Origin of the sequence: Citrifermentans bremense, assembly GCF_014218275.1 — a bacterium.
Taxonomy (GTDB): Bacteria; Desulfobacterota; Desulfuromonadia; order Geobacterales; family Geobacteraceae; genus Geomonas; species Geomonas pelophila.
In genome coordinates this window covers 4,363,500-4,383,198 of the sequence record NZ_AP023213.1, presented here as the reverse complement: position 1 = coordinate 4,383,198, position 19,699 = coordinate 4,363,500, and the positions used below count along the sequence as shown (strand labels likewise).

The following is a 19,699-nucleotide window of genomic DNA, read 5'->3' as shown; positions in this document are numbered from 1 at the left end:
TCGTATCATCCTTTTTGTGACAACTAGGGTGGCAGGGGCCCCGTATAAGTTTATAAGATTCAGCAGAAGAAAGTTATATTCTTATCCCTGTCCCTTTGCCTCGGCTCTGTCCCTTTTGCCCTTTGCCCGTTAGCCTGCCACATTGGGATAAGCTGACCAAGTTCTACCGAGCAGCAGTCGACCATTTTCCTTTTTGTTGCGTTTGACCTTGTCCTGTCCCCACGTACCCCACTGCTTAAAAAAGAAGGCAACATTCCGCTTATCGCACTGCTCTTTAATCGATCGAACCCATTCTTCGTCCATGGGTCTAGCTTTGGGGCCGGATTCCCCTCCCACTATTACCCAGTTGATTCCGACTAAATTTAGAGTCCCAAGGTCCTGCAGCAATGGTTCGATAGACAGGAATCTCACAGAGGCGTTTACGGTTCGTAAATTATCAATCCGCTGGATACCGTCTTTTCTATCCTCTACTGTAACGCCCATCCACGCATTGGTGGGAAGTCTCTTAGAGCCGCAATATTCTGATAATCTACGCGAGCGCTTAGTTAATATTTGATAAATGTGCTGAGGAGTCTGCTCTATGACGGAAAAGACATCATCGATGAAAGCATCAGGAACGTTTTCATGGAAGAGATCCCCCATAGAATTAACAAAGTAACGCGTTGATTTTTTCTTTTGAATCGGCTGCTGAAGCCGCTCTGGGAGCAGTGTGACTTGAAACCCGTTTTCATAACCCTTGGCTCCCATAGCTTGAAGGCGATGGGCCATTACTTCAGCATAGCAATTGGTGCAACCGGCACTCACCTTGCTGCATCCTTTTACGGGGTTCCATGTCTCTTCAGTCCACTCTATAGCAGTGACGGTTGCCATCCACTTCTCCTACTGATCATTATCTTAAAGTCATTTGTTGTGTGGTCCCAACTCGAGCGAGGCTTCCCCGTTGGGGTCTCTGGTGGGTACCACCTCACGTCAACCTGGTTTCCCTTCATCTTCTTCAGTGCCTCCTTATATTGGCGCGTTGAAAAAGATATACCGAAAGCTTCAACAAGCCTTACTAGCAACTCCTTTAATTCTACTTCATCATTGATGAACGAAAGAATGTTCTCCTCAATGTTCCATGCAGCCTGCAGATGGTTTGGATCCGGGAGATCGCACTCAAATAACGGCGACTGTCTGTCACGTGCTTCCTCTCTAAAGGAGGCCCAACGATTATTCATATTGTCTACCATCAGCAAAAGCCCATCTTCGTGATTGGTACCAAAAACCATACGATACTTCGGGATGTTGTCTAAATTAGTCTTAATTGGGATATTTATTACATAACGAAAAACCTGTCTCAGCCGATCACAATACTTAGTAATAAATTGTTCCTCTGCTTCCTGCATCTTAAGTCGGTGGCTGTAAAACTCTTTTAGGATTTCACGCCAATACTGTCCTCCAGCAATCTCGTCAAGTCGCTCAACGGTGATAACGTCATGTTCATAAACGTCAGGCAGATCATGTTCTGAAACTGGATATTTCAGTAGCCGGCACCCCTCCCGAAGAAAGCCCAGTGAGTTGAGGTTGAGCAATAATTCAACTGTACGGAATTGTTTTTTGGCGATGGCTTCAAAATAGGAAAAGAGAACGTTCTTAATGCCATAAGGATCAACGTACAAAAACAAATTCCGCTGTCGCGGATTGTAGTTCCTGATGAAGTATTCAATTCGGTCTTGGTAATCTCCTTCAAGAGCATTAATCCAATGGTATGCAGGCAGGTTAGTCTTCAGTTCCCGGAAGTACTTTTTTTCTATGAAAATCGCCTTGATTTCAGGTGAAGAGAGATCAGACAGCTGAGACGAAATGGCCTCAGTGATAATCAATGGAGACCCTGGTTCACCATCATCGAAACGTCCCTTGCCAGCGAAACAATCTGCAACTATGATCGGTTTGTGAGTTTTGGAAACCTTCGCAAGATATGGTGCTAGATATGCCTTCAGAAGTTCATCTTTGATCCGTGACCAAGTTCGCTTCTTCTCGAAAAAAGAATGGATTGGCATATTAGTCTCCGTCGTGGATTGTTCTGAGTAGGTCCTCTCTTCTGTATATGGCAATGCCTAAGAAACTCAATGACCATTGTAACTGGTAGCAGCGACAGGCAATGTCACGAGGGAACTTGAGGTCAGAGCCTGAGGGTAAATCTTGCTTCTTGAAGGAAAAAGAGCCACAAGTGCAAACTTGCGGCTCTTTTTCTGGGTAAAGGTTTCGGACTAGAACGGGATCTCGTCGTCCGGGTTGAATACCGGCTCTTCGTAACCGCCGCCCTGGTTGTAATCCTGCTGCGGCCTGGACTGACGCTGACCACCGCCGCCACCTTCGCCTTTGCTGGACAGCATCTGCATCTTCTCGCCGACGATCTCGGTGGTGTAGCGATCTTTCCCTTCTTTGTCGGTCCACTTGCGGGTCTGCAGACGCCCTTCGACATATACGGTCTTCCCCTTGGAAAGGTATTCGCCGGCGATCTCGGCAAGACGCGCCCAGAGGGTGATGTTGTGCCATTCGGTCTTCTCTTCCCAGTTGCCGTCCTTGCCCTTGAACTTCTCGGTGGTGGCGAGGGAGAAGGATGCTACGGCGGTGCCGCCGGCGGTGTAGCGCACCTCGGGATCTTTGCCCAGGTTCCCGATGAGCATCACCTTGTTCAGACTGGCCATGTGCGGTTTCTCCTTTATCGATGAATATTTAAAAAATGGAAGAAGTGTCTTTTATACCCCAACGAAGGGCCGATGCTACATCAAAATCCACCTCTAGCAAAGCAATATTTTGCGGCGAAAAACCAAAGCGGAACACAGAGGGCCCTGAGGTTCACGAAGGGCACAGAGAAAGGCGGGGTCCCCGGCAGGGTAAAGCCCAAGCTGGAACTGGCGCGGGTTGGGGTATGGCCATACCGATAATTGGTTTGACTCCTAAGATAAAAAAAAGTAACGTAGCCGGTCATGCTGAGAGCTTGTATCTATTTACTTTTCTTCGTTCCGTACACCCTGTTATGCAGCCTCGCCGCGGTGATCGGGGGGCTTTTCGACGGTTCCGGCCGTGTCGGGCACGCCTGCGCCAGAATGTGGAGCCTGGGCTCCCTGTTCGCGTCACGCATCCGGCTTGAAGTGAACGGGTTGAACCACGTTCCACCTGAGGGGCCCGTCATCTATATGGGGAACCACCAGGGGAACTTCGACATCTTCGCACTGACCCTCGCCATCCCGCGCCTGTTCTCCTGGATCGCCAAGGAAGAGCTGTTCAAGGTGCCGGTGTTCGGCGCCGCGATGAGGCGGGCGGGATACATCCCCCTGGACAGAAGCGACGGCAGGAAGGCGCTCAAAAGCATGAAGCAGGCGGCTGAGCGGATCGCCTCGGGGACCAGCGTGGTCATCTTCCCGGAAGGGACCCGGACAAAGGACGGCAAGCTGCTCCCCTTCAAGCGCGGTGCGTTCCTGCTGGCGGCAAAGGCGGGTGTACCCATCGTTCCCTTCACCATCAACGGCAGTTGGGCGATAAACCCGCGCAACCGCCTGGAACTGTGGCCGGGGACCATCTCCGTTAGCTTCGGCGCGCCCATAGCGGTCAAGCCGGGCGCGGAAGGAGAACTGATGGAGCAGGTGCGCGAGGCTATCGCGGCAAGGTTGGAGGTTCACTAAATGGTGATGGCTTACTTGGCGCTCGCCGCGGCGGGCATAGCCCTGGTTTGCTGGGGATTCCCCGCATCCCACCGCTTGCGCGCGCCGTTCGATATCCTGGCGGCCCTGGCGGTCCTAGCGGGAGTGGCGTGCTTCCTCCTTGGCACCCTGCTCACGGTGGCGCCCCGCTTCTTCCAGGGATGATCCCCTGCACCGGATGGACAGGAAGTAACGATAAATGGAAAAGGTAAAAACCGCAGCGGTCAACATCGCCGCCATAGCCCTCATCTCGCTGGTCCTCATCTGGGGAAACACGCTGTACCGCCAGCACGCCCAGTTCGAAAAGGGGGAGCAGGGATCGGCTAGCGGGAACTTCACCGCCGCCGTGGCCGGCTACGAGGCGGCAATCCACATGTACACCCCGTGGAGCTCCGTGGTCGAAAAGAGCGCCCAGAAGCTCTGGGCCATCGGCGAGGCCGCCGAGAGAAGCGGCGACGTCCCCCGCGCCCTCATCGCCTACCGCGCCCTGAGGAGCTCGTTCCTCTCCGCTGCCGGCCTCTATACCCCGGGCGAGGATTGGATCAAGCGCTGCGACGCCCGGATCGCGCAACTGGTGCCGCTGCAGCAGGGACAGCGCTAGAGAGCTTCCTCCCCGGGGCAAGGAATTGCAGGCAACGATTCCCTGCCGGGGATACAAAGATAAAGGATTGATATTGGAACCATCCAGCACAGAGAGCACCGGGCTTAAGTTCGTAGCACTGGGAGGACTGGGAGAGATAGGGCTGAACATGGCCGCCTTCGAGTACGGCGACGATATCGTCATCGTCGACTGCGGACTCATGTTCCCCGAACCCTACATGCTGGGCATTGACGTGGTGATCCCCGACATCGGCTACCTGATCGAGAGGAGAGACAGCATCCGCGCCATCCTGCTCACCCACGGGCACGAGGACCACATCGGTGCGCTCCCCTACGTGCTGAGGGATATCAATCCCCCCATCTACGGGACGGCGCTGACCTTGGGCTTCGTCAAGGAAAAGCTCAAGGAATTCGAGCTGGATCAAAAGGTTGACCTGAGGGTGGTCAAGCCGCGGGACACGGTGCAGCTCGGTTCCTTCGAGGTCGAGTTCATCCGTGTTGCCCACTCCATCGTCGACGGCTGCGCCCTGGCCATAAGCTCCCCGGAAGGGGTGGTGATCCACACCGGCGACTTCAAGCTGGACCAGACCCCCGTCGACGGCGAACTGACCGATCTGGCGACCTTCTCCCGCTACGGCGAGAAGGGGGTGCTGGCGCTCTTCGCCGACTCGACCAACGTCGAGCGCGAGGGGTACACCCTTTCCGAGCGGCTCGTGGGGGACGCCTTCGAGGAGATCTTCCCCGCCTGCTCCGGCAGGGTCATCGTCGCCGCCTTCTCCAGCAACATCCACCGGGTGCAGCAGGTGGTGCGCGCGGCGGAAAAAAGCGGCAGGAAGGTACTCCTTAACGGACGCTCCATGATCGGCAACGTGCAGATCGCGCGGGAGCTCGGCTACCTGAAGATCCCGGACGACCTCCTGATCGACCTGAAGGAGCTCCCCAGGCTCCCCAAGGAGCAGGTCTGCATGATCACCACCGGAAGCCAGGGGGAGCCCAGGAGCTCGCTGATCCGGATCGCCATGGACGACCATAAGCAGATCAAGCTGGAGCGCGGCGATACCGTCATCCTCTCCTCCCGCTTCATCCCGGGGAACGAAAAAACCATCTCCGACTTGATGAACCACCTGTACCGGCGCGGAGCCGAGGTGATCCACGAGAAGGTTTCCGAGGTCCACGTCTCGGGCCATGCGAGCCAGGAAGAGCTGAAGCTCCTGCACAACCTGGTCAAGCCCCGTTTCTTTGTCCCGGTGCACGGCGAGTACCGGCACCTGGTGAAGCACTCCCAGCTGGCCCAGAAGGTCGGGACCCCGGAGGAGCGCTGCATCCTCGCGGTGAACGGCGACGTCATCCTCTTTGCCGGGGACGAGGCGTGCATCGTGGACCAGGTGAACACCGGCCGCGTCTTCGTGGACGGCAAAGGGGTGGGGGACGTCGGCAACGTGGTGCTGAAGGATAGAAAGCACCTTTCGGAAGACGGCATGGTCGTGGTCATCATCGGCATCAACCAGACAAGCGGCGAGATCATCTACGGCCCCGACATCGTTTCCCGCGGCTTCGTCTTCGAGGACGACAGCCAGGAGTACCTGGAGGAGGCCAAGAAGGTCGTGCTCGACACCCTGGCCCTCGTCACCCCAGAGGTGATGACCGACTGGAACGAGGTGAAGCTGGAAGTGCGCCGTGTGCTGCGCCGGCTCTTCAACAAGACGCTGGAAAGGCGCCCGGTGATACTGCCGCTCGTGTTGGAGATGTAAAGAACCCGTTCAACGTTGAACTTGAACCGCACTTAACGGATTTTTATGGCCGACGAGAAGATAGAAAAAAAAGAGAAGGTTACCAAGGAGATGAAGGGGATGGCGTTCGCCGTCGCCGGGATCTTCCTCAGCGTCGCGCTCGCCTCGTTCAACGGGGAGGACCTCTCTTTCAACAGCGTTTCCACCTCGATGCAGACCCACAACCTTGGGGGGCGCTTCGGCGCGCAGCTGGCGGACATCTTCCTGCAGCTTTTCGGGCTCGCCTCCTACATCTTCCCCTGCACCCTCATCTACCTGACCTACCGGGCCTTCGGGCCTGACCCGATCAGGTGGCGCCGCTACAAGGCGGTCGGCTTCGTGCTGCTCGTGGTCTCGGTGTCGGGGCTCTTCGCCTTCAACCTGCAGTTCACTGAGTTCCTGGGGCAGCGGGTGCCAAGCGGCGGCTTCGTCGGCTACCAGAGTGCGGAACTTCTCAAGCGCGGCTTCGGGAAGTTCGGGGCGCTCCTCATCCTGCTCCCCATGCTGGCGGCCTCGGCCATGCTCCTTTCCCGTTTCTCCTTCGTTCTCTTCGCCAACTGGTGGGTGACGGCGCTCAAGGAGCGGTGGGCGAAGCACAAGCAACGCCAGGCGCTGAACCGCGAGCTTGCGGCGGAGAAGAAGGAAAAAGGTGAGAAAGGTGAGAAGGCGAAGCCTCACGCGGCTCCGGTGATAAAGCCGGCCGTGGTGGCGCCGCCGACTCCCGCGCCCGCCGTGAAGAAGGAGAAGAAGCAGGACGAGAAGAAGAGCGCGCCGGTCCAGGAGGCGTTCGAGTTCATCAAGGTGGAGGGGAACTTCCGCACCCCGCCGCTCTCCCTGCTCGACCCGATCCCAGAGGCCGGCAAGCGCCAGGACCGCGAAACCCTCACCATGAACGCTCGCCTCATGGAGAAGAAGCTGAAGGACTTCGGCGTCGAGGGCGAAGTGGTGGAGATCTGCCCCGGCCCGGTCATCACCATGTACGAGTTCTCCCCGGGCCCCGGCATCAAGGTGAGCCGCATCGCGGGGCTCCAGGACGACCTCACCATGGCGCTCCAGGCCCATTCCATCCGCATCGTTGCGCCGATTCCGGGCAAGGGGGTGGTGGGTATCGAGCTCCCCAACCGCGAGCGCGAGATGGTTTCCCTGAAGGAGATCTTCAACTCCGAGCAGTTCCACAAGGGGAAGATGAAGCTCCCGCTGGCGCTCGGAAAGGACATCGCGGGGAACCCGCTGGTAACCGATCTGGCCAAGATGCCGCACCTTCTGGTTGCGGGTGCGACAGGTTCGGGCAAGTCGGTCGCCATCAACACCATGATCCTCTCGCTCCTTTACACCTCGACGCCTACCGACGTCAGGATCATCATGGTCGACCCCAAGATGCTGGAACTCTCCGTCTACGAGGGGATCCCGCACCTCCTGTTGCCGGTCGTCACCAACCCCAAGAAGGCGGCGCTCGCGCTCAAGTGGGCGGTCGAGGAGATGGGGCGCCGCTACCGGCTCATGTCCGACAAGGGGGTCAGGAACATCGACTCCTACAACCGCGAACTGGAGCGGGAAGAGAAGGAAATTGCCGAGAACAAGGCGCGCGAGACCGTGGTGGTCGAGGAGATCGAGGAGCCGGATCATCTCGAGGACCCGGAGGACATGGAGGCGCGCGAGGCGGCGATCCAGGCCTTCCTGGCCAAGGAAGACCAGCTGGAGCACGGCCATCTCCCCTACATCGTGGTCATCGTCGACGAGCTCGCCGACCTGATGATGGTCGCCGGCCGCGAGATCGAGGAATCCATCGCCCGCCTCGCCCAGATGGCGCGCGCCGCGGGGATCCACCTGATCCTCGCCACCCAGCGCCCGTCGGTCGACGTCATCACCGGCCTGATCAAGGCGAACTTCCCGGCCAGGATCTCATTCCAGGTCTCCTCCAAGATCGACTCCCGCACCATCCTGGACGGCAACGGCGCCGAGTCGCTCCTGGGGGCAGGGGACATGCTCTTCCTCCCGCCGGGGACCTCGAAGATGCTCCGCTCCCACGGCGCCTTCGTCTCCGACGCCGAGGTGCAGCGCGTGGTCGAGTTCCTGAAGAAGCAGGGAAAGCCGGTGTACGAGAAGTCGATTCTCGAGATGAAGGCCTCCGACGAGAAGGGAGGGGGCGACGACGAGGAAGAGATCGACGAGCGCTACGACGACGCGCTGGCGCTGGTGGCCGAGGCGAAGCAGGCGTCCATCTCCATGATCCAGCGCCGCCTGCGCATCGGCTACAACCGCGCCGCCCGCATCATCGAGAAGATGGAGCAGGAAGGGGTCATTGGCCCCTCCGACGGCACCAGCAAGCCGCGTGAAGTTTTTATCAACAAGATCTGATGGATATTTAGAAGGAGAAACAATGAACCTTTGCCGCAAGCCCAACCTGGCCCATTTCGCCGTGACCATCATCGGCAAGGACCGCACCGGCATCGTCGCGGACGCCTCCGAGGTCCTCTACAAGCTCGGCTGCAACGTGGAAGACTCCAGCTGCACCATGCTGGGAGGCGAGTTCGCCATGATCCTGATCGTCTCCCACGAGAAGCCCTTCTCCAAGAAGCAGCTCGAAGCCGACTTCGCGCTGAAGAACGCCAACACCGGTCTCTCCGCCTTCATCCGTCCCCTGAAGGACGACGAGGTCTGCTACCAGGGACCGGTGGGGGAGCTTTGCCTGATCTCCGTGTACGGCAGCGACAAATCGGGCATCGTCTACCGTGTCACCCGCGAGCTCGCCGACCGCGGCGTCAGCATCGCCGACCTGAACACCAAGCTGATCGGGACGCCGGACGACCCGGTCTACGTGCTGGTACTCGAAGCGGCCCTTCCCAACGGTATGACGGTGGAAGACGTCACCAACCTGCTGGAAAAACTGAAAAAGGAGTTGAGTGTGGAGATTTCGGTGCGGCTCATCACACCGGTCTCGCTCTGACGATATGGCTGTACGAAATATAGTTACCTACCCGAACCAGATACTGAAGACCCCCTGCCAGGTTGTGGAACAGATCGACGACTGGGTGCGCCAGCTGGTGGATGACCTGGTCGACACCATGCATGCCGGGCCCGGCTCCGTCGGGGTCGCCTCCCCCCAGATCGGCGTGTCGCTGCGCGTCTGTGTCATCGACGTTTCCAAGAACCGTCACGGCAAGGACAACAACCACGGGCTGATGCTGATAATCAACCCTGAGATCCTGGCCAGAAGCGGCGCCGCCGTGATGCGCGAGGGGTGCATGAGCGTGCCGGATTACACCGGCGACGTCGAGCGCGCCACCGAGCTCACGCTGCGCTTCACCGAGCCCGACGGGACCGTGCGGGAGATAGAGGCCTCCGGCTTCGAGGCGGTCGCCATCCAGCACGAGCTGGACCACCTGGACGGCCTGCTCTTCCTGGACCGGATCGCCTCGCTGAAGACCGGCCTCTTCCGCAGGAAGAGCTACAAGTAAAACCTCCAACGGTTTGAGGGTTCTTTGATGAAATGGCTGCTGATTAGCTCCGCCGTGCTCTACCTTGCTTCCTTCAGGCGTCCCGTGTTCCTGGCAGCAGTTGCCGCCGGTCTCGTTTACCTCGGGTCGCGGGGCCTCGCGCTCGGCAGGCTGCCGCTGATCGGGCCGCAGGACACCCTTGCCTTCTTCTCCAGCTCCATCGGGCTCATGGCGCTTCCCTTCCTCTACGCCCGCGCGGCGGGGAACGGGCGCTTCGTCACCTGGGGCTCCGGCCTTTTGGCCGGTCTCTTCGCGCTCCTGGCGACCCCTTTCCCCACGCTCAACATGCCGCTTCCCCCCGTGCTGGACACCTACTGGTTCGAGCTGCACGTGGCGCTCGCCTTCTTCGCCTACGCCCTCTTCGGCATCGCCGCGCTCTTCGGCGGCCTGTTCCTCGTGCAGGGAAAGAGGCAGGTGCTGGACCTGCAGTACCGTGCGGCGCTGGTGGGGTACACCTTTTTCTCGCTTTCCATGATCTCAGGGGGGATCTGGGGGTACTACGCCTGGGGGACCTACTGGCTTTGGACAGCAAAGGAGCTGTGGACTTCCATCCTCTGGGTCTTCTATTCGCTGTATCTGCACCTGCGGTTGAAGGGGCAGTCCTGGGATCGCGGCTTTGCCTGGATGGGGATCGTGGGCTTCTTCGTGACCCTGTTCACCTACCTCGGTGTTAGCTTGCTGATGCGCAGCTCGCATAGCTTTTAAATGCAAAATCAACTACGTCGCACACGGATTTAACGGATGACGCGGATAACGGCGGATTAACCCATCAGGCTTTAGGTATTATCCGCGCTTATCCGTTCTATCCGCGTAATCCGCGTGCGATGCATTTGAATTTGTACGGTAGAATCTTTTCTACTTTCTCTTGCATGGGAGGTTGAAATGATTCACGAAAGCATCACTGACAAGATTCTGAATGCGTTTTACAAGGTTTACAACACTCTCGGCTTCGGATTCCTTGAAAAGGTATACGAAAACGCTCTCGCGATCGAACTGATGAAGTCAGGGCTCGAGGTGAAGCAGCAAACACAGATTCCTGTTTACTACGACGGCAAGCTGGTCGGTGACTATTTTGCCGATGTCATGGTTCAAGATTTAATTGTTCTGGAACTGAAAGCTGCAGAGGCCATACATAATGAGCACTGCGCCCAGTTGACAAACTATCTCAAAGCTTCAAATAAAGAAGTAGGATTGCTTCTGAACTTCGGAAAAAAGCCGGAATTCAAAAGAATAATTTTTACCAACAACGGCGTCGCACACGGATTTAACGGATGACGCGGATAACGGCGGATTAACCCATCAGGCTTTAGGTATTATCCGCGTTTATCCGTTTCATCCGCGTAATCCGCGTGCGATGCATTTGACTTTTGGAGCGTAACAAGTGCTGAAAGCTCTCTACTCTGGTTTTACCTCGCTCAACCTCGGCCTGTGGCTTATGACCGGCGTCATGGCCACGCTGGCGCTCGGCTCCTTCACCCGCGCCAGCGAGTCGGGGCTGAACGACATGCCGCTTCTCTTCTGGCTGCAACGGGCGCCGCTCTCCCTTTCCTGGTGGCTCTGGCTCTGCATCATCTTCCTGGCCATCCTCTTCCTGAACGCAGTTATCTGCAGCATCGACGCCCTCAGGAAGAAGGGACGCAGCATAGCGCCCCACCTGATGCACGCGGGGTTCCTCCTCGTGGTGATCGCCCACCTCTTTTCCTCTTACGGCGGCTTCAAACAGCAGATGCAGCTGACGGAGGGGGGGACCATCGGCTTCCCGGACGGCGACCAGGTGCTGGTGGAGAGGATCTCAGGGGAGGTGGGGCAGATGGGGATGCTCAGTTCCTACCGGGCGCAGTTGCGGGTAAAAGGAAAGGTCGCTGAGGTGCAGCCGAACCACCCGATTTTCCACCAGGGGTACGGGATCTACCTCAAAGAGGTGGCGCTCGCCCCGATGCCGATGGCTCTCGTCGAGATCCACCGGGAGCCGGGAGCATGGGCGGCGCTTTTGGGGGCGCTCTTCTTCATGGCGGGAAACGTGATGCTGCTAGCGCAGCGAAAGGGGAGATGAGAAATGAGAAGGGGCGCCGCGAGGCGCCCCTTTTTGCTACTTCAGTATCTTTACGCTCTTGATCACAACCGGCGTCACCGGCACGTTCGGCATGCCGTTGACTACCCCGGTCGGGGTGCCGGCGATCTTGTCGACCACGTCCATCCCTTCCAAGACCTTGCCGAATACGGCGTAGCCGAAGGAACCTGCGCCGCCGGCCGGGTTGTGGTTCAGGTAGTTGTTGTTAACCACGTTGATGAAGAACTGCGCGGTGGCCGAATCGACCATGCCTGTGCGCGCCATCGCGAGCGTGCCGCGGTCGTTCTTCAGGCCGTTGTTGGCCTCGTTCTTGATGGGAGCACGGGTCGCCTTGGGGATCATCTCCTTGTTGAACCCGCCCCCCTGGATCATGAAGCTGGGTATGACCCTGTGGAAGATGGTCCCGTCGTAAAAGCCGCTTTTGGCGTACTCCAGGAAGTTCTTTACGGTGATGGGAGCCTGCTTCTCGAACAGCTCGACCTTCACGTTCCCCTGGCTCGTCTCCAGGACCAGTACCGGGTTCTTCGCCTCGGCAGCGAATGCGCTGCAGGCAAAGCAAAGTGCCAGGACCGCTACCAGCAAGATTCTTTTCAGCATGTAGTTCCTCCCTTTAAATAGAATCCGATCGGTCTTTTATAAGCCAATAACAACAGGCGGTCAACCACTTCGGGCCGCATTAGCGCAAGTAAAGGTTGACAGAGCGCCCGCCGCTGTGGAAAATGCCGAACATTAAATTTTTTGGAGGATTTCCCCTTTGCAGATCCGATTCGGTACCGACGGTTGGCGCGGCGTGATCGCGGACACCTTCACCTTTGAAAACCTCTCCGTGGTGGCGCAGGCCACCATGGATTACCTGCACGACAAGAAGGTTGCGCAAAAAGGGTTGGTGATCGGATATGACAGGCGCTTTCTTTCCCGCGAGTTCGCCGAGAGGGTAGCGGGGATCGCAGCGGCAAACGGCATCGAGACCAGGCTCTCGGAGAGCTACACGCCTACTCCGGCCGTTTCCTGGGCGGTCCACGAGATGGGGGCCGGCGCCGGGATCATGATCACCGCCAGCCACAACCCCCCGAGCTACAACGGTTTCAAGGTGAAGGAGTCTTTCGGCGGCTCGGCAAGGCCCAGCACCACCAGGGTCCTGGAGCAGATGGTGGCGCGCAACCTGGCGGAGGGCCGCCAGGTGCAGGCGGTGACGCTTGCAGAAGGACTCGAGTCGGGAAAGGTGCGCTACTTCGATGCCGGCGCCCCCTATCTGGCCCAGCTTGGGAGCTACGTCGACCTGGATTTGATCCGCTCCAGCGGCATCAAGACGGTTGCAGACCCGATGTTCGGCGCGGGGTGCGGATTCTTGCCGCGCCTGCTGCCGGGGGTGGTCGAAATTCACGGCAGCGAGAACCCTGCCTTCGGCGGGCACCCTCCGGAGCCCATAGGCGAGCACCTGGGTGAGCTGTCGCAGGTGGTCGCCGACGGTTTCTTCGACGTGGGGCTTGCACTGGACGGCGACGCCGACCGCATCGGCGCGGTGGACGAGAAAGGGGAATACTTCTCTTCGCACAAGATCTTCACCGTGCTGCTCCGTCACCTCTACGAGAGGAAAGGGCTGCGGGGAGGGGTGGTGAAGACGGTCTCCACGACCCAGATGATCGACCGGCTGGCGGAAAGGTACGGCTTGCAGCTCTTCGAGACCCCGATCGGGTTCAAGCACATATGCGAGATGATGCTGGAACACGACATCCTGATGGGTGGCGAAGAGTCGGGGGGGCTGGGGGTAAAGGGGCACATCCCTGAGCGCGACGGCGTACTTATGGCGCTCCTGCTTCTGGAGGCGATGGCCATGAGCGGGAAGGGGCTCAGGGCTCTGCTCGAGGAGACCATGGACGAGATCGGGCACTTCCACTACCGCCGTATCGACGTTCCTATCGCTGTCCCGGCCAAGCAGCAGCTCTTGGAAAAGCTGCGCGGCGGCACCGTCGGCGCCATAGCCGGGTACCGGGTGGCGGCGACGAATTTCAGCGACGGATTCAAGTACATACTGGAGGACGGCGCCTGGCTCCTGATCCGTCCTTCGGGCACGGAACCGGTGCTGAGGCTGTACAGCGAGGCGAGGGAACCGGATAAGGTGGCCTCTCTCCTGGAGGCGGCGAAGCGGATCGCAGGCGTGTAAGAAGCGGTTATTGCTAAGGTCAATTACCTTGAAATGGCTGGTGGCTTCTGCTATAGAATAGCTTTCGCGGAAAAATTCAGCACCCCCCAAGGAGTCACCCATGGCGAATCCTCAGTTGATTATGTACGACGAGGAATTCAAACAGATAAACGCTGTGATCGAAAAGCTTCTCAGGGAAGCCAACGCCAAGGTGATCTTCCTGGTGGACAAAAACGGCCAGCTCATCACCGGTTGCGGCGAGACCGAGCGCTTCGACACCACCTCGCTTGCCTCGCTCACCGCCGGGAACATAGCCGCCACCGGCGGCCTGGCAAAGCTGATCGGCGAAAAGGAATTCTCGATCCTCTTCCACGAGGGGGAGAAGGACAACCTGCACATCTCCATCGTTGCCGGCAGGGTCATTCTCGTGGTGCTGTTCGACACCCGCTCCTCCCTGGGACTGGTGCGGCTCAGGGTGAAGAAGGCCTCCGAGGAACTCTCGGCGATCTTCGGCAGGCTGATGCAAAAAAGCGAGGAAAAAGAGAAAAGCGGCGAAAGCGAGTTCCCCTTCGCCGAGATCACCGACGACGACATCGACAACCTGTTCAGCTAAAGACGGGGTTCGAGCAATAGAAATCAATGCGATGCATCAATTACAAGAGGTAACGTCGGATGTCATTCATCAACTACGCTTCCCGTGAAATCAACTGCAAGATCGTCTACTACGGCCCGGGGCTGTGCGGGAAGACGACCAACCTGCAGTTCGTTTATCAGAAGACCGCCCCGGAAGCGAAGGGGAAGATGATCAGCCTCGCCACCGAGACCGAGCGCACCCTTTTCTTCGACTTCCTCCCCCTGGCGCTGGGCGAGATCCGCGGCTTCAAGACGCGCTTCCACCTCTACACGGTTCCCGGCCAGGTGTTCTACGACGCCTCCAGGAAGCTTATCCTCAAGGGGGTGGACGGCGTGGTGTTCGTGGCCGATTCCCAGGAAGAGCGGATGGACGCCAACATCGAGAGCGTGGAGAACCTGCGCATCAACCTGATCGAGCAGGGTTACGACCTGGACAAGATCCCCTACGTGGTGCAGTACAACAAGCGCGACCTCCCCAACATCCTCTCCGTCGAGGAACTGCGCCGTGAGCTGAACCCCACCAACGTCCCCGATTTCGAGGCCTGCGCCACCACCGGCGAGGGGGTCTTCGAGACTCTTAAGGCGGTCGCCAAGCTGATCCTCTTCGATCTGAAGAAAGGGAAGTAGGAGAGGGTTGAGAGAATGAACGAAGAAGGGGGCGCCGGTAAATCCGGCGCCCCCTTCTTATTTGTCGGCCTTTACTCCCTCCCCAGGGGGAGGGGGCTGCCATGCAGACGCTCCACCAACGCCCTCGCCGCAGTTTCCGTCATCCCCGGCGCGCTCTTCAGCTCCTCGAGCGTCGCTTCCTTCACCCGCTTGAGACTCCCGAAGTGCTTCAAGAGCGCCTTCTTCCGCTTCTCGCCGATGCCGGGAACCCCGTCCAGTTCCGATCCCGTCAAGACCTTGCTGCGCACCTCCTTGTGGTAGGTGACGGCGAAGCGGTGCGCCTCGTCCCTGATGCGCACCAGCAGCAGTAGCGGCGCGGAACTCTGCCTGAGCGCGATCGCGTTCTTGCGCCCGGGGCGGAACACGCGCTCGTCGCTGCGCTCGATCTCCTCGCTCTCCATGTCACGGGCCACGCGGCTCTTGGCGAGGCCGGCCGCCTCGACCCCGGTTACCTCGAGCTCGTCGAGTACCGCGTTCAAGACGCCCAGCTGCCCCAGGCCGCCGTCGACCACGATCAGGTCCGGCTTATCTTCGGTGCTTTCGGCCTTGAACCTGCGCGAAAGGACCTCGCGCATCATGGCGAAGTCGTCCGACTGCAGCACACCCTTGATCCGGTAGCGCCGGTACAGGGACTTGTCGGCCCTGCCGTCGATGAAGACCACCCGGCTCCCCACCGCCATCTCCCCCTGGATGTTCGATATGTCGTAGCACTCGATCCTCCTCGGGGGGCAGGGGAGGTTCAGCTTCTCGGCCAGCTCGGTCAAGAGCGTCGCGGAGGAGCTTTCCCGAGCCAGGCGCTCCTTTGCCGCCGTCTCTGCGTTCTTCCCGGCGAGCTTCACCATCTCCAGCTTCGGGCCGCGCTGCGGCACCGCGATGGTGACCTTTTTCCCGGCCTTCTCGGAGAGGAGCTCCTCAAGCGCTGAGGGCTCGGCGATGGGAACCGGTATCAGCACCTGCGGCGGGATAGGCGCGTCCAGGTCGTAGTACTCGTTCAGGAAGGAGGCAAGCCCCTCCTCGGTCTCCAGCTCCCAATCGAAGAGGAAGCTCCGCCCGCCGGTGAGCGTACCGCCGCGGATGTGCAAAAGGGCGATCTGCATCCGGTCCGCCTCGCGGTGCACCCCGAAGACGTCGCTGTCGCCGCTTTGTGCCACCATCTTCTGCCGCTCGACCGTCACCTCGATGGCGCGCAAGAGGTCCCGGTAGCGGGCCGCGTCCTCATAGCGCATCTGCTCGGAGGCCTGGTTCATCTTGGCCCGGTACAGCCGCGCCACTTCGGTGTTCTTTCCCTCAAGGAAGAGGGCAGCACCCTGGGCCAGCGCAGCGTACTCCTCGGCGGAGATGAGGCCGCAGCAAGGGGCGGAGCACTGCTTGATCTGGTGGTACAGGCAGGGGCGCTTTCTCGCCATACAGGTGGCGATGGGGTAGTGACGCAGCGGGAACATCTTGTAGAGCTGCTTCAGCACCTCCTTGGCGGAGGTAGCCGAGGCGTAGGGGCCGAAGTAGCGCGCGCCGTCGGAAGGGATCTTGCGCACGATGGAGAGGCGCGGGAACTCTTCCTTCATGTCCATGCGCAGCGAGAAGTAGGTCTTGTCGTCGCGCAGGTTGATGTTGTACTTGGGGCGGTGCTGCTTGATGAGGGTGTTTTCGAGGATGAGCGCTTCCTTCTCCGTGTCGGTGACCAGGTAGTCGACGGAGCGGACCAGTTGCACCATGAAGCGGATGTGGACGCGGGAGTCGCGGGTGTCGCCGGCGTAGGATCTAACCCTTTTCTTGAGGTTGCGCGCCTTGCCGACGTAGATGATGGTGCCTTCGGCGTTTTTCATGAGGTAGACGCCGGGGGAGGAGGGGAAATTCTCGATCATCGCCTGAGTAATCATGAGGCGTAGTATAGACCGAAGCTGGTTAGAAGGGAAGGTGGGTTGTGTTAAGGAAGGGGCAATGCTCCTCCCCCTGGAGGGGGGAGGTTGGAAGGGGGGAATCGCTTGAGCGGAATGAACGTTGCCCCCTCCCCGGCTCTCCCCCTCCGGGGGAGGGAGAGTTTTGACGGTGAGAGGCAGATTAAGGCCCGACTAGCGTTTTCCGGTCCTGTTGCCGGGCTTGGGGGCGCCGGTCCGGGAAGAAGGTTTCGTTCCCGCGGGTTTGGCTGCTCCCGTTTTGGCAGCGGCAGGTCTGGCTCCAGCCGGTTTGGCGGCAGCGGGTTTACTCCCCGCAGGCTTGGCAACGGCAGGTTTCGCCGCTGCGGCCTTGGGAGCCGCCGCCTTGCCCGCGGCAGGCTTTTCCGCAGCACCCTTGCCCCAGCGTTTCGGGGGCGCCTTGGCGCCGCCTCCACCCGGCTTCATCTTCTGGGGGTTGGCGTAGGATACGGTGATCGACTTATCGAGGAGCCAGGCTCCGTCCAGCGAATCGATTGCGTCCCTGGCCTCGGCCTCCGTCGACATCCTGACGTAGCCGCACCCTTTGAACTCCCCGGTGACCGGGTCCGTGATCAGATGAATGGAGGTCACCGTCCCGGAGACGGAGAACATCTTCTGAATATCGTATTCTGTAGCGTCGTAGGAGAGGCGTCCCACGTACAACTCTTTCCCTGCTTTGGCCATTTAATGAACTCTCCTTGCCGATGATCGGCACACTTTAGCATAACCGGCAGCCGCGCTGCAAACTTTCCGGTGCGGCCGCGCCCTTATCCCTTGCGCTCCCTGAGGATGGCGGTGAACATCGGCTCCCGGTCGGTCCTGGAAACGGAGAGCACCATCTCCACCTCGGTCCGTTTGCCGCCGAGCCCTGCGACTACCTGGTGGGAGCGGTCATCCCGGAACTCCGTCTGCGTCGAGAGCCGTTCCTTGAGCGCCGCGCCCCCCTCGAGGAAGCCGAAGATCGATTCCCCCAGGAGTTCCTGCCGCGAGCGTCCGAAGAGGGCCTCGGCCTTCTGGTTGGCGATGACGATCTTGCCGTCCTTGAGGAAGGTGATCACCGCCGATGCGGCCACTTCGATGAAGCGGCGGTAGCGCTCGTCCGCCTCCTTAGACTGCACGGTCCGGCTGGAAAGCTCGTCCATCATGTCGTTGAAGGCCCCAATGAGCATGCCGATCTCGTCCCTGGTCTTTTGCGGCATCTTGTCTTTGAAATTGCCGGTGCGGGTCACGGAGATGATCCGCTCAGAGAGGAGCTTGATGGGATTTAAAATCTGCCGGCTCATGATGAACCCCATCACCAGGAGGACAATCACGTAGACCATCCCGCGGAAGAAGAGGTCGAGTTTCAGGTTGGCGCCGAGCTGCGCGTAGAGGTCCTTGACCGGGATGCTGACCGAAACCGCACCGATCACCTCACCCACCTTGTAGTTGTAGGAATAGTGGCCGGGGGGGAAGCGTTTCTTGACGAAGCCGGGGGCGGTTTCGTAGCTGCCGTGGCATTCGAGGCAGGATGCGGTGGCGCGCATCGGCTGCAGGTAACGGAACAGGCTTACGTCGCCGCTTTGCACGATACCGTAGACCTCGGCGTTGGGATGGTTGATGAAGTACTGCAGTTGCTTCGTCTCGTAGGGGTCCGGCCGGTTTGCCGGGTTGCGGTAGCGCAGCGAGACCTGGCGCACGTAGAACTTGCTGTTCTGGGTAACCCGCTTGGCGACCTGGGTCGCCACCACCTGGGGCACGAGGTTGTAGTTTTGCTCGGGCTCCCCCTTTACGACAGAGGACATGTATTCGCGGGTTTCGATAAGGGTGGTGGCGAAGCTGCGGGCGTTGTCGACGGCGAACCTGAGGATGAACTCTTTCTGCCGGTTGAAGATGAAGAGGCCGCTTGCCAGCAAAAGTGCGATAAGCAGCAGCGACATCAGTCCGAAGAACTTGACGCGGATGGGGAGATCTGCCGGGCGGGTCATGCATCCTCCTAACCTCATTGAACCAAAGGGGAAATTATAGCGGAGGAGAGGGGATGCGCAACCCACCTTCCCACCTTCGCCAAAGGCTACGGTGGGTAAGCCCGGCCAAAAGCTACGGTGGGCAGGCCCACACCAGGCAGGCATAAGGGCGCCGAAAAAAAAGACCCCTCACCGGAGCCAGGAGGGCAACGTCGGGTGAGGGGTAACGACCGGTCGGAGGGGACTGGTCCAAATTGGGGAAGCAAATCTTTAGCTAGCTGGCAGGCTTGCCTGCCGAAGCCTTTGGTGGGAGGTGACACTCGAAACAGATCTGCTCGCTCTCGCGACGCTTGATCTGGGCCGCCTTGTCTTTGGGGATACCTTTCCCCATCAGCTTCTCGCCCATCCTGTGACAGTCGAAGCAGTTCCTCCCTTGCAGAGCCTTGTGCATGCGCACCATAGCCGGGTTCTTGCTGTGGCAGACCTTGCACTCGAAGCCGTAGGCGCCAGACGCCATCAGCAGCAGTGCCAATGCCGGAATCAGTTTCTTCATCTGCTCTCCTTTGCCGGGCTCTCATAACGACCCGGAGTGATGTCTCAGGCTGAAATCAACTTTCGCCGGGACAGGGTATACCCGCTTCCAGAGGGCTGCCTTGACCAAAGTCAAAGAAGGGGTTGCCGCCTGTATGAAGAAAAACCCTTTCCATAGAGTCGGCAGTATGGTAGTTTTCCCTGCTTTGAATGTTCTCTAACACCCGAATCAACTCTATATCGA

The 19,699-nt window shown here is 59.2% G+C and carries 21 protein-coding genes; 13 read left to right on the top strand and 8 right to left on the bottom strand.

Going from position 1 to position 19,699, the window contains the following annotated elements:
* Positions 1-129: 129 nt before the first annotated feature.
* The 3 genes from GEOBRER4_RS19620 to GEOBRER4_RS19610 all read right to left on the bottom strand — a co-directional run bounded on the left by GEOBRER4_RS19620 (position 130) and on the right by GEOBRER4_RS19610 (position 2,690).
* Complete coding sequence (locus GEOBRER4_RS19620) at positions 130-870, bottom strand: DUF5131 family protein (RefSeq protein WP_185243647.1); 741 nt, start codon at positions 868-870, stop codon at positions 130-132.
* Entirely contained in the window at positions 849-2,039 is a 1,191-nt protein-coding gene (gene tcmP, locus GEOBRER4_RS19615) for a three-Cys-motif partner protein TcmP (RefSeq protein ID WP_185243646.1), read from the bottom strand. The genes GEOBRER4_RS19620 and tcmP overlap by 22 nt, the downstream gene beginning before the upstream one ends.
* A gap of 210 nt (positions 2,040-2,249) precedes the next feature.
* Positions 2,250-2,690 carry a single-stranded DNA-binding protein gene (locus GEOBRER4_RS19610; RefSeq protein WP_185243645.1) on the bottom strand — a complete coding sequence of 147 codons (441 nt, stop codon included), beginning with the start codon at positions 2,688-2,690 and terminating at the stop codon, positions 2,250-2,252.
* A gap of 282 nt (positions 2,691-2,972) precedes the next feature.
* On the opposite strand from GEOBRER4_RS19610, the gene GEOBRER4_RS19605 reads away from it, so the two are divergent.
* From GEOBRER4_RS19605 to GEOBRER4_RS19560, 10 genes are all read left to right on the top strand, one after another.
* On the top strand, positions 2,973-3,668 hold the full coding sequence (locus tag GEOBRER4_RS19605) for a lysophospholipid acyltransferase family protein (RefSeq protein WP_085814558.1): 696 nt from the start codon (positions 2,973-2,975) through the stop codon (positions 3,666-3,668).
* Positions 3,669-3,851: a hypothetical protein gene (locus GEOBRER4_RS19600; protein WP_085814560.1), complete on the top strand. Its 183-nt coding sequence runs from the start codon at positions 3,669-3,671 to the stop codon at positions 3,849-3,851.
* 34 nt (positions 3,852-3,885) lie between these two features.
* Entirely contained in the window at positions 3,886-4,287 is a 402-nt protein-coding gene (locus GEOBRER4_RS19595; RefSeq protein WP_185243644.1) for a hypothetical protein, read from the top strand.
* Between the two features lie 73 nt (positions 4,288-4,360).
* Complete coding sequence (locus GEOBRER4_RS19590; RefSeq protein WP_185243643.1) at positions 4,361-6,037, top strand: ribonuclease J; 1,677 nt, start codon at positions 4,361-4,363, stop codon at positions 6,035-6,037.
* Between the two features lie 45 nt (positions 6,038-6,082).
* A complete protein-coding gene (locus tag GEOBRER4_RS19585) occupies positions 6,083-8,413 on the top strand; it encodes a DNA translocase FtsK (RefSeq protein ID WP_185243642.1) in 2,331 nt (776 codons plus the stop codon).
* Between the two features lie 22 nt (positions 8,414-8,435).
* Complete coding sequence (locus GEOBRER4_RS19580) at positions 8,436-9,002, top strand: glycine cleavage system protein R (protein ID WP_185243641.1); 567 nt, start codon at positions 8,436-8,438, stop codon at positions 9,000-9,002.
* Positions 9,003-9,006: 4 nt separating this feature from the next.
* Positions 9,007-9,513, top strand: coding sequence for a peptide deformylase (gene def / locus GEOBRER4_RS19575; protein WP_185243640.1), 507 nt, complete (start codon positions 9,007-9,009; stop codon positions 9,511-9,513).
* A gap of 27 nt (positions 9,514-9,540) precedes the next feature.
* Positions 9,541-10,257: a cytochrome c biogenesis protein gene (locus GEOBRER4_RS19570; protein WP_085814570.1), complete on the top strand. Its 717-nt coding sequence runs from the start codon at positions 9,541-9,543 to the stop codon at positions 10,255-10,257.
* A 177-nt stretch (positions 10,258-10,434) separates the two neighbouring features.
* Positions 10,435-10,827, top strand: coding sequence for a GxxExxY protein (locus GEOBRER4_RS19565; RefSeq protein ID WP_185243639.1), 393 nt, complete (start codon positions 10,435-10,437; stop codon positions 10,825-10,827).
* A gap of 106 nt (positions 10,828-10,933) precedes the next feature.
* Positions 10,934-11,605 carry a cytochrome c biogenesis protein ResB gene (locus GEOBRER4_RS19560; RefSeq protein WP_185243638.1) on the top strand — a complete coding sequence of 224 codons (672 nt, stop codon included), beginning with the start codon at positions 10,934-10,936 and terminating at the stop codon, positions 11,603-11,605.
* Positions 11,606-11,641: 36 nt separating this feature from the next.
* Here GEOBRER4_RS19560 and GEOBRER4_RS19555 read toward each other — a convergent pair whose 3' ends face one another.
* Positions 11,642-12,220 (bottom strand): peptidylprolyl isomerase, encoded by a 579-nt coding sequence (locus GEOBRER4_RS19555; protein WP_185243637.1) that lies wholly within the window; start codon positions 12,218-12,220, stop codon positions 11,642-11,644.
* A gap of 157 nt (positions 12,221-12,377) precedes the next feature.
* On the opposite strand from GEOBRER4_RS19555, the gene GEOBRER4_RS19550 reads away from it, so the two are divergent.
* The 3 genes from GEOBRER4_RS19550 to GEOBRER4_RS19540 all read left to right on the top strand — a co-directional run bounded on the left by GEOBRER4_RS19550 (position 12,378) and on the right by GEOBRER4_RS19540 (position 15,026).
* A complete protein-coding gene (locus GEOBRER4_RS19550; RefSeq protein WP_185243636.1) occupies positions 12,378-13,787 on the top strand; it encodes a phosphoglucomutase/phosphomannomutase family protein in 1,410 nt (469 codons plus the stop codon).
* A 100-nt stretch (positions 13,788-13,887) separates the two neighbouring features.
* The gene (locus tag GEOBRER4_RS19545) at positions 13,888-14,379 is read left to right on the top strand and encodes a roadblock/LC7 domain-containing protein (RefSeq protein WP_185243635.1); all 492 of its coding nucleotides are present in this window, start codon (positions 13,888-13,890) and stop codon (positions 14,377-14,379) included.
* A gap of 59 nt (positions 14,380-14,438) precedes the next feature.
* Positions 14,439-15,026 (top strand): GTP-binding protein, encoded by a 588-nt coding sequence (locus tag GEOBRER4_RS19540; protein ID WP_085814580.1) that lies wholly within the window; start codon positions 14,439-14,441, stop codon positions 15,024-15,026.
* 71 nt (positions 15,027-15,097) lie between these two features.
* Here the strand turns inward: GEOBRER4_RS19540 and uvrC are convergent, their stop codons facing one another.
* From uvrC to GEOBRER4_RS19520, 4 genes are all read right to left on the bottom strand, one after another.
* A complete protein-coding gene (gene uvrC, locus GEOBRER4_RS19535) occupies positions 15,098-16,942 on the bottom strand; it encodes an excinuclease ABC subunit UvrC (protein WP_185243634.1) in 1,845 nt (614 codons plus the stop codon).
* 192 nt (positions 16,943-17,134) lie between these two features.
* On the bottom strand, positions 17,135-17,662 hold the full coding sequence (locus tag GEOBRER4_RS19530) for an RNA recognition motif domain-containing protein (protein ID WP_185243633.1): 528 nt from the start codon (positions 17,660-17,662) through the stop codon (positions 17,135-17,137).
* A gap of 83 nt (positions 17,663-17,745) precedes the next feature.
* Entirely contained in the window at positions 17,746-18,945 is a 1,200-nt protein-coding gene (locus GEOBRER4_RS19525; RefSeq protein WP_185243632.1) for a c-type heme family protein, read from the bottom strand.
* Positions 18,946-19,198: 253 nt separating this feature from the next.
* Positions 19,199-19,477 carry a cytochrome c3 family protein gene (locus tag GEOBRER4_RS19520; RefSeq protein ID WP_185243631.1) on the bottom strand — a complete coding sequence of 93 codons (279 nt, stop codon included), beginning with the start codon at positions 19,475-19,477 and terminating at the stop codon, positions 19,199-19,201.
* Positions 19,478-19,699: the final 222 nt, after the last annotated feature.

Excerpts from the sequence above, each read along its gene's own strand:
- GEOBRER4_RS19555 (WP_185243637.1), bottom strand. The coding sequence starts at position 12,220 with ATGCTGAAAAGAATCTTGCTGGTAGCGGTCCTGGCACTTTGCTTTGCC.
- GEOBRER4_RS19580 (WP_185243641.1), top strand. The coding sequence starts at position 8,436 with ATGAACCTTTGCCGCAAGCCCAACCTGGCCCATTTCGCCGTGACCATC.
- GEOBRER4_RS19530 (WP_185243633.1), bottom strand. The coding sequence starts at position 17,662 with ATGGCCAAAGCAGGGAAAGAGTTGTACGTGGGACGCCTCTCCTACGAC.
- tcmP (WP_185243646.1), bottom strand. The coding sequence starts at position 2,039 with ATGCCAATCCATTCTTTTTTCGAGAAGAAGCGAACTTGGTCACGGATC.
- GEOBRER4_RS19600 (WP_085814560.1), top strand. The coding sequence starts at position 3,669 with ATGGTGATGGCTTACTTGGCGCTCGCCGCGGCGGGCATAGCCCTGGTT.
- GEOBRER4_RS19540 (WP_085814580.1), top strand. The coding sequence starts at position 14,439 with ATGTCATTCATCAACTACGCTTCCCGTGAAATCAACTGCAAGATCGTC.
- GEOBRER4_RS19565 (WP_185243639.1), top strand. The coding sequence starts at position 10,435 with ATGATTCACGAAAGCATCACTGACAAGATTCTGAATGCGTTTTACAAG.
- GEOBRER4_RS19525 (WP_185243632.1), bottom strand. The coding sequence starts at position 18,945 with ATGACCCGCCCGGCAGATCTCCCCATCCGCGTCAAGTTCTTCGGACTG.
- GEOBRER4_RS19585 (WP_185243642.1), top strand. The coding sequence starts at position 6,083 with ATGGCCGACGAGAAGATAGAAAAAAAAGAGAAGGTTACCAAGGAGATG.
- GEOBRER4_RS19520 (WP_185243631.1), bottom strand. The coding sequence starts at position 19,477 with ATGAAGAAACTGATTCCGGCATTGGCACTGCTGCTGATGGCGTCTGGC.
- GEOBRER4_RS19605 (WP_085814558.1), top strand. The coding sequence starts at position 2,973 with ATGCTGAGAGCTTGTATCTATTTACTTTTCTTCGTTCCGTACACCCTG.
- GEOBRER4_RS19620 (WP_185243647.1), bottom strand. The coding sequence starts at position 870 with ATGGCAACCGTCACTGCTATAGAGTGGACTGAAGAGACATGGAACCCC.
- GEOBRER4_RS19610 (WP_185243645.1), bottom strand. The coding sequence starts at position 2,690 with ATGGCCAGTCTGAACAAGGTGATGCTCATCGGGAACCTGGGCAAAGAT.
- uvrC (WP_185243634.1), bottom strand. The coding sequence starts at position 16,942 with ATGATTACTCAGGCGATGATCGAGAATTTCCCCTCCTCCCCCGGCGTC.
- def (WP_185243640.1), top strand. The coding sequence starts at position 9,007 with ATGGCTGTACGAAATATAGTTACCTACCCGAACCAGATACTGAAGACC.
- GEOBRER4_RS19545 (WP_185243635.1), top strand. The coding sequence starts at position 13,888 with ATGGCGAATCCTCAGTTGATTATGTACGACGAGGAATTCAAACAGATA.
- GEOBRER4_RS19570 (WP_085814570.1), top strand. The coding sequence starts at position 9,541 with ATGAAATGGCTGCTGATTAGCTCCGCCGTGCTCTACCTTGCTTCCTTC.
- GEOBRER4_RS19595 (WP_185243644.1), top strand. The coding sequence starts at position 3,886 with ATGGAAAAGGTAAAAACCGCAGCGGTCAACATCGCCGCCATAGCCCTC.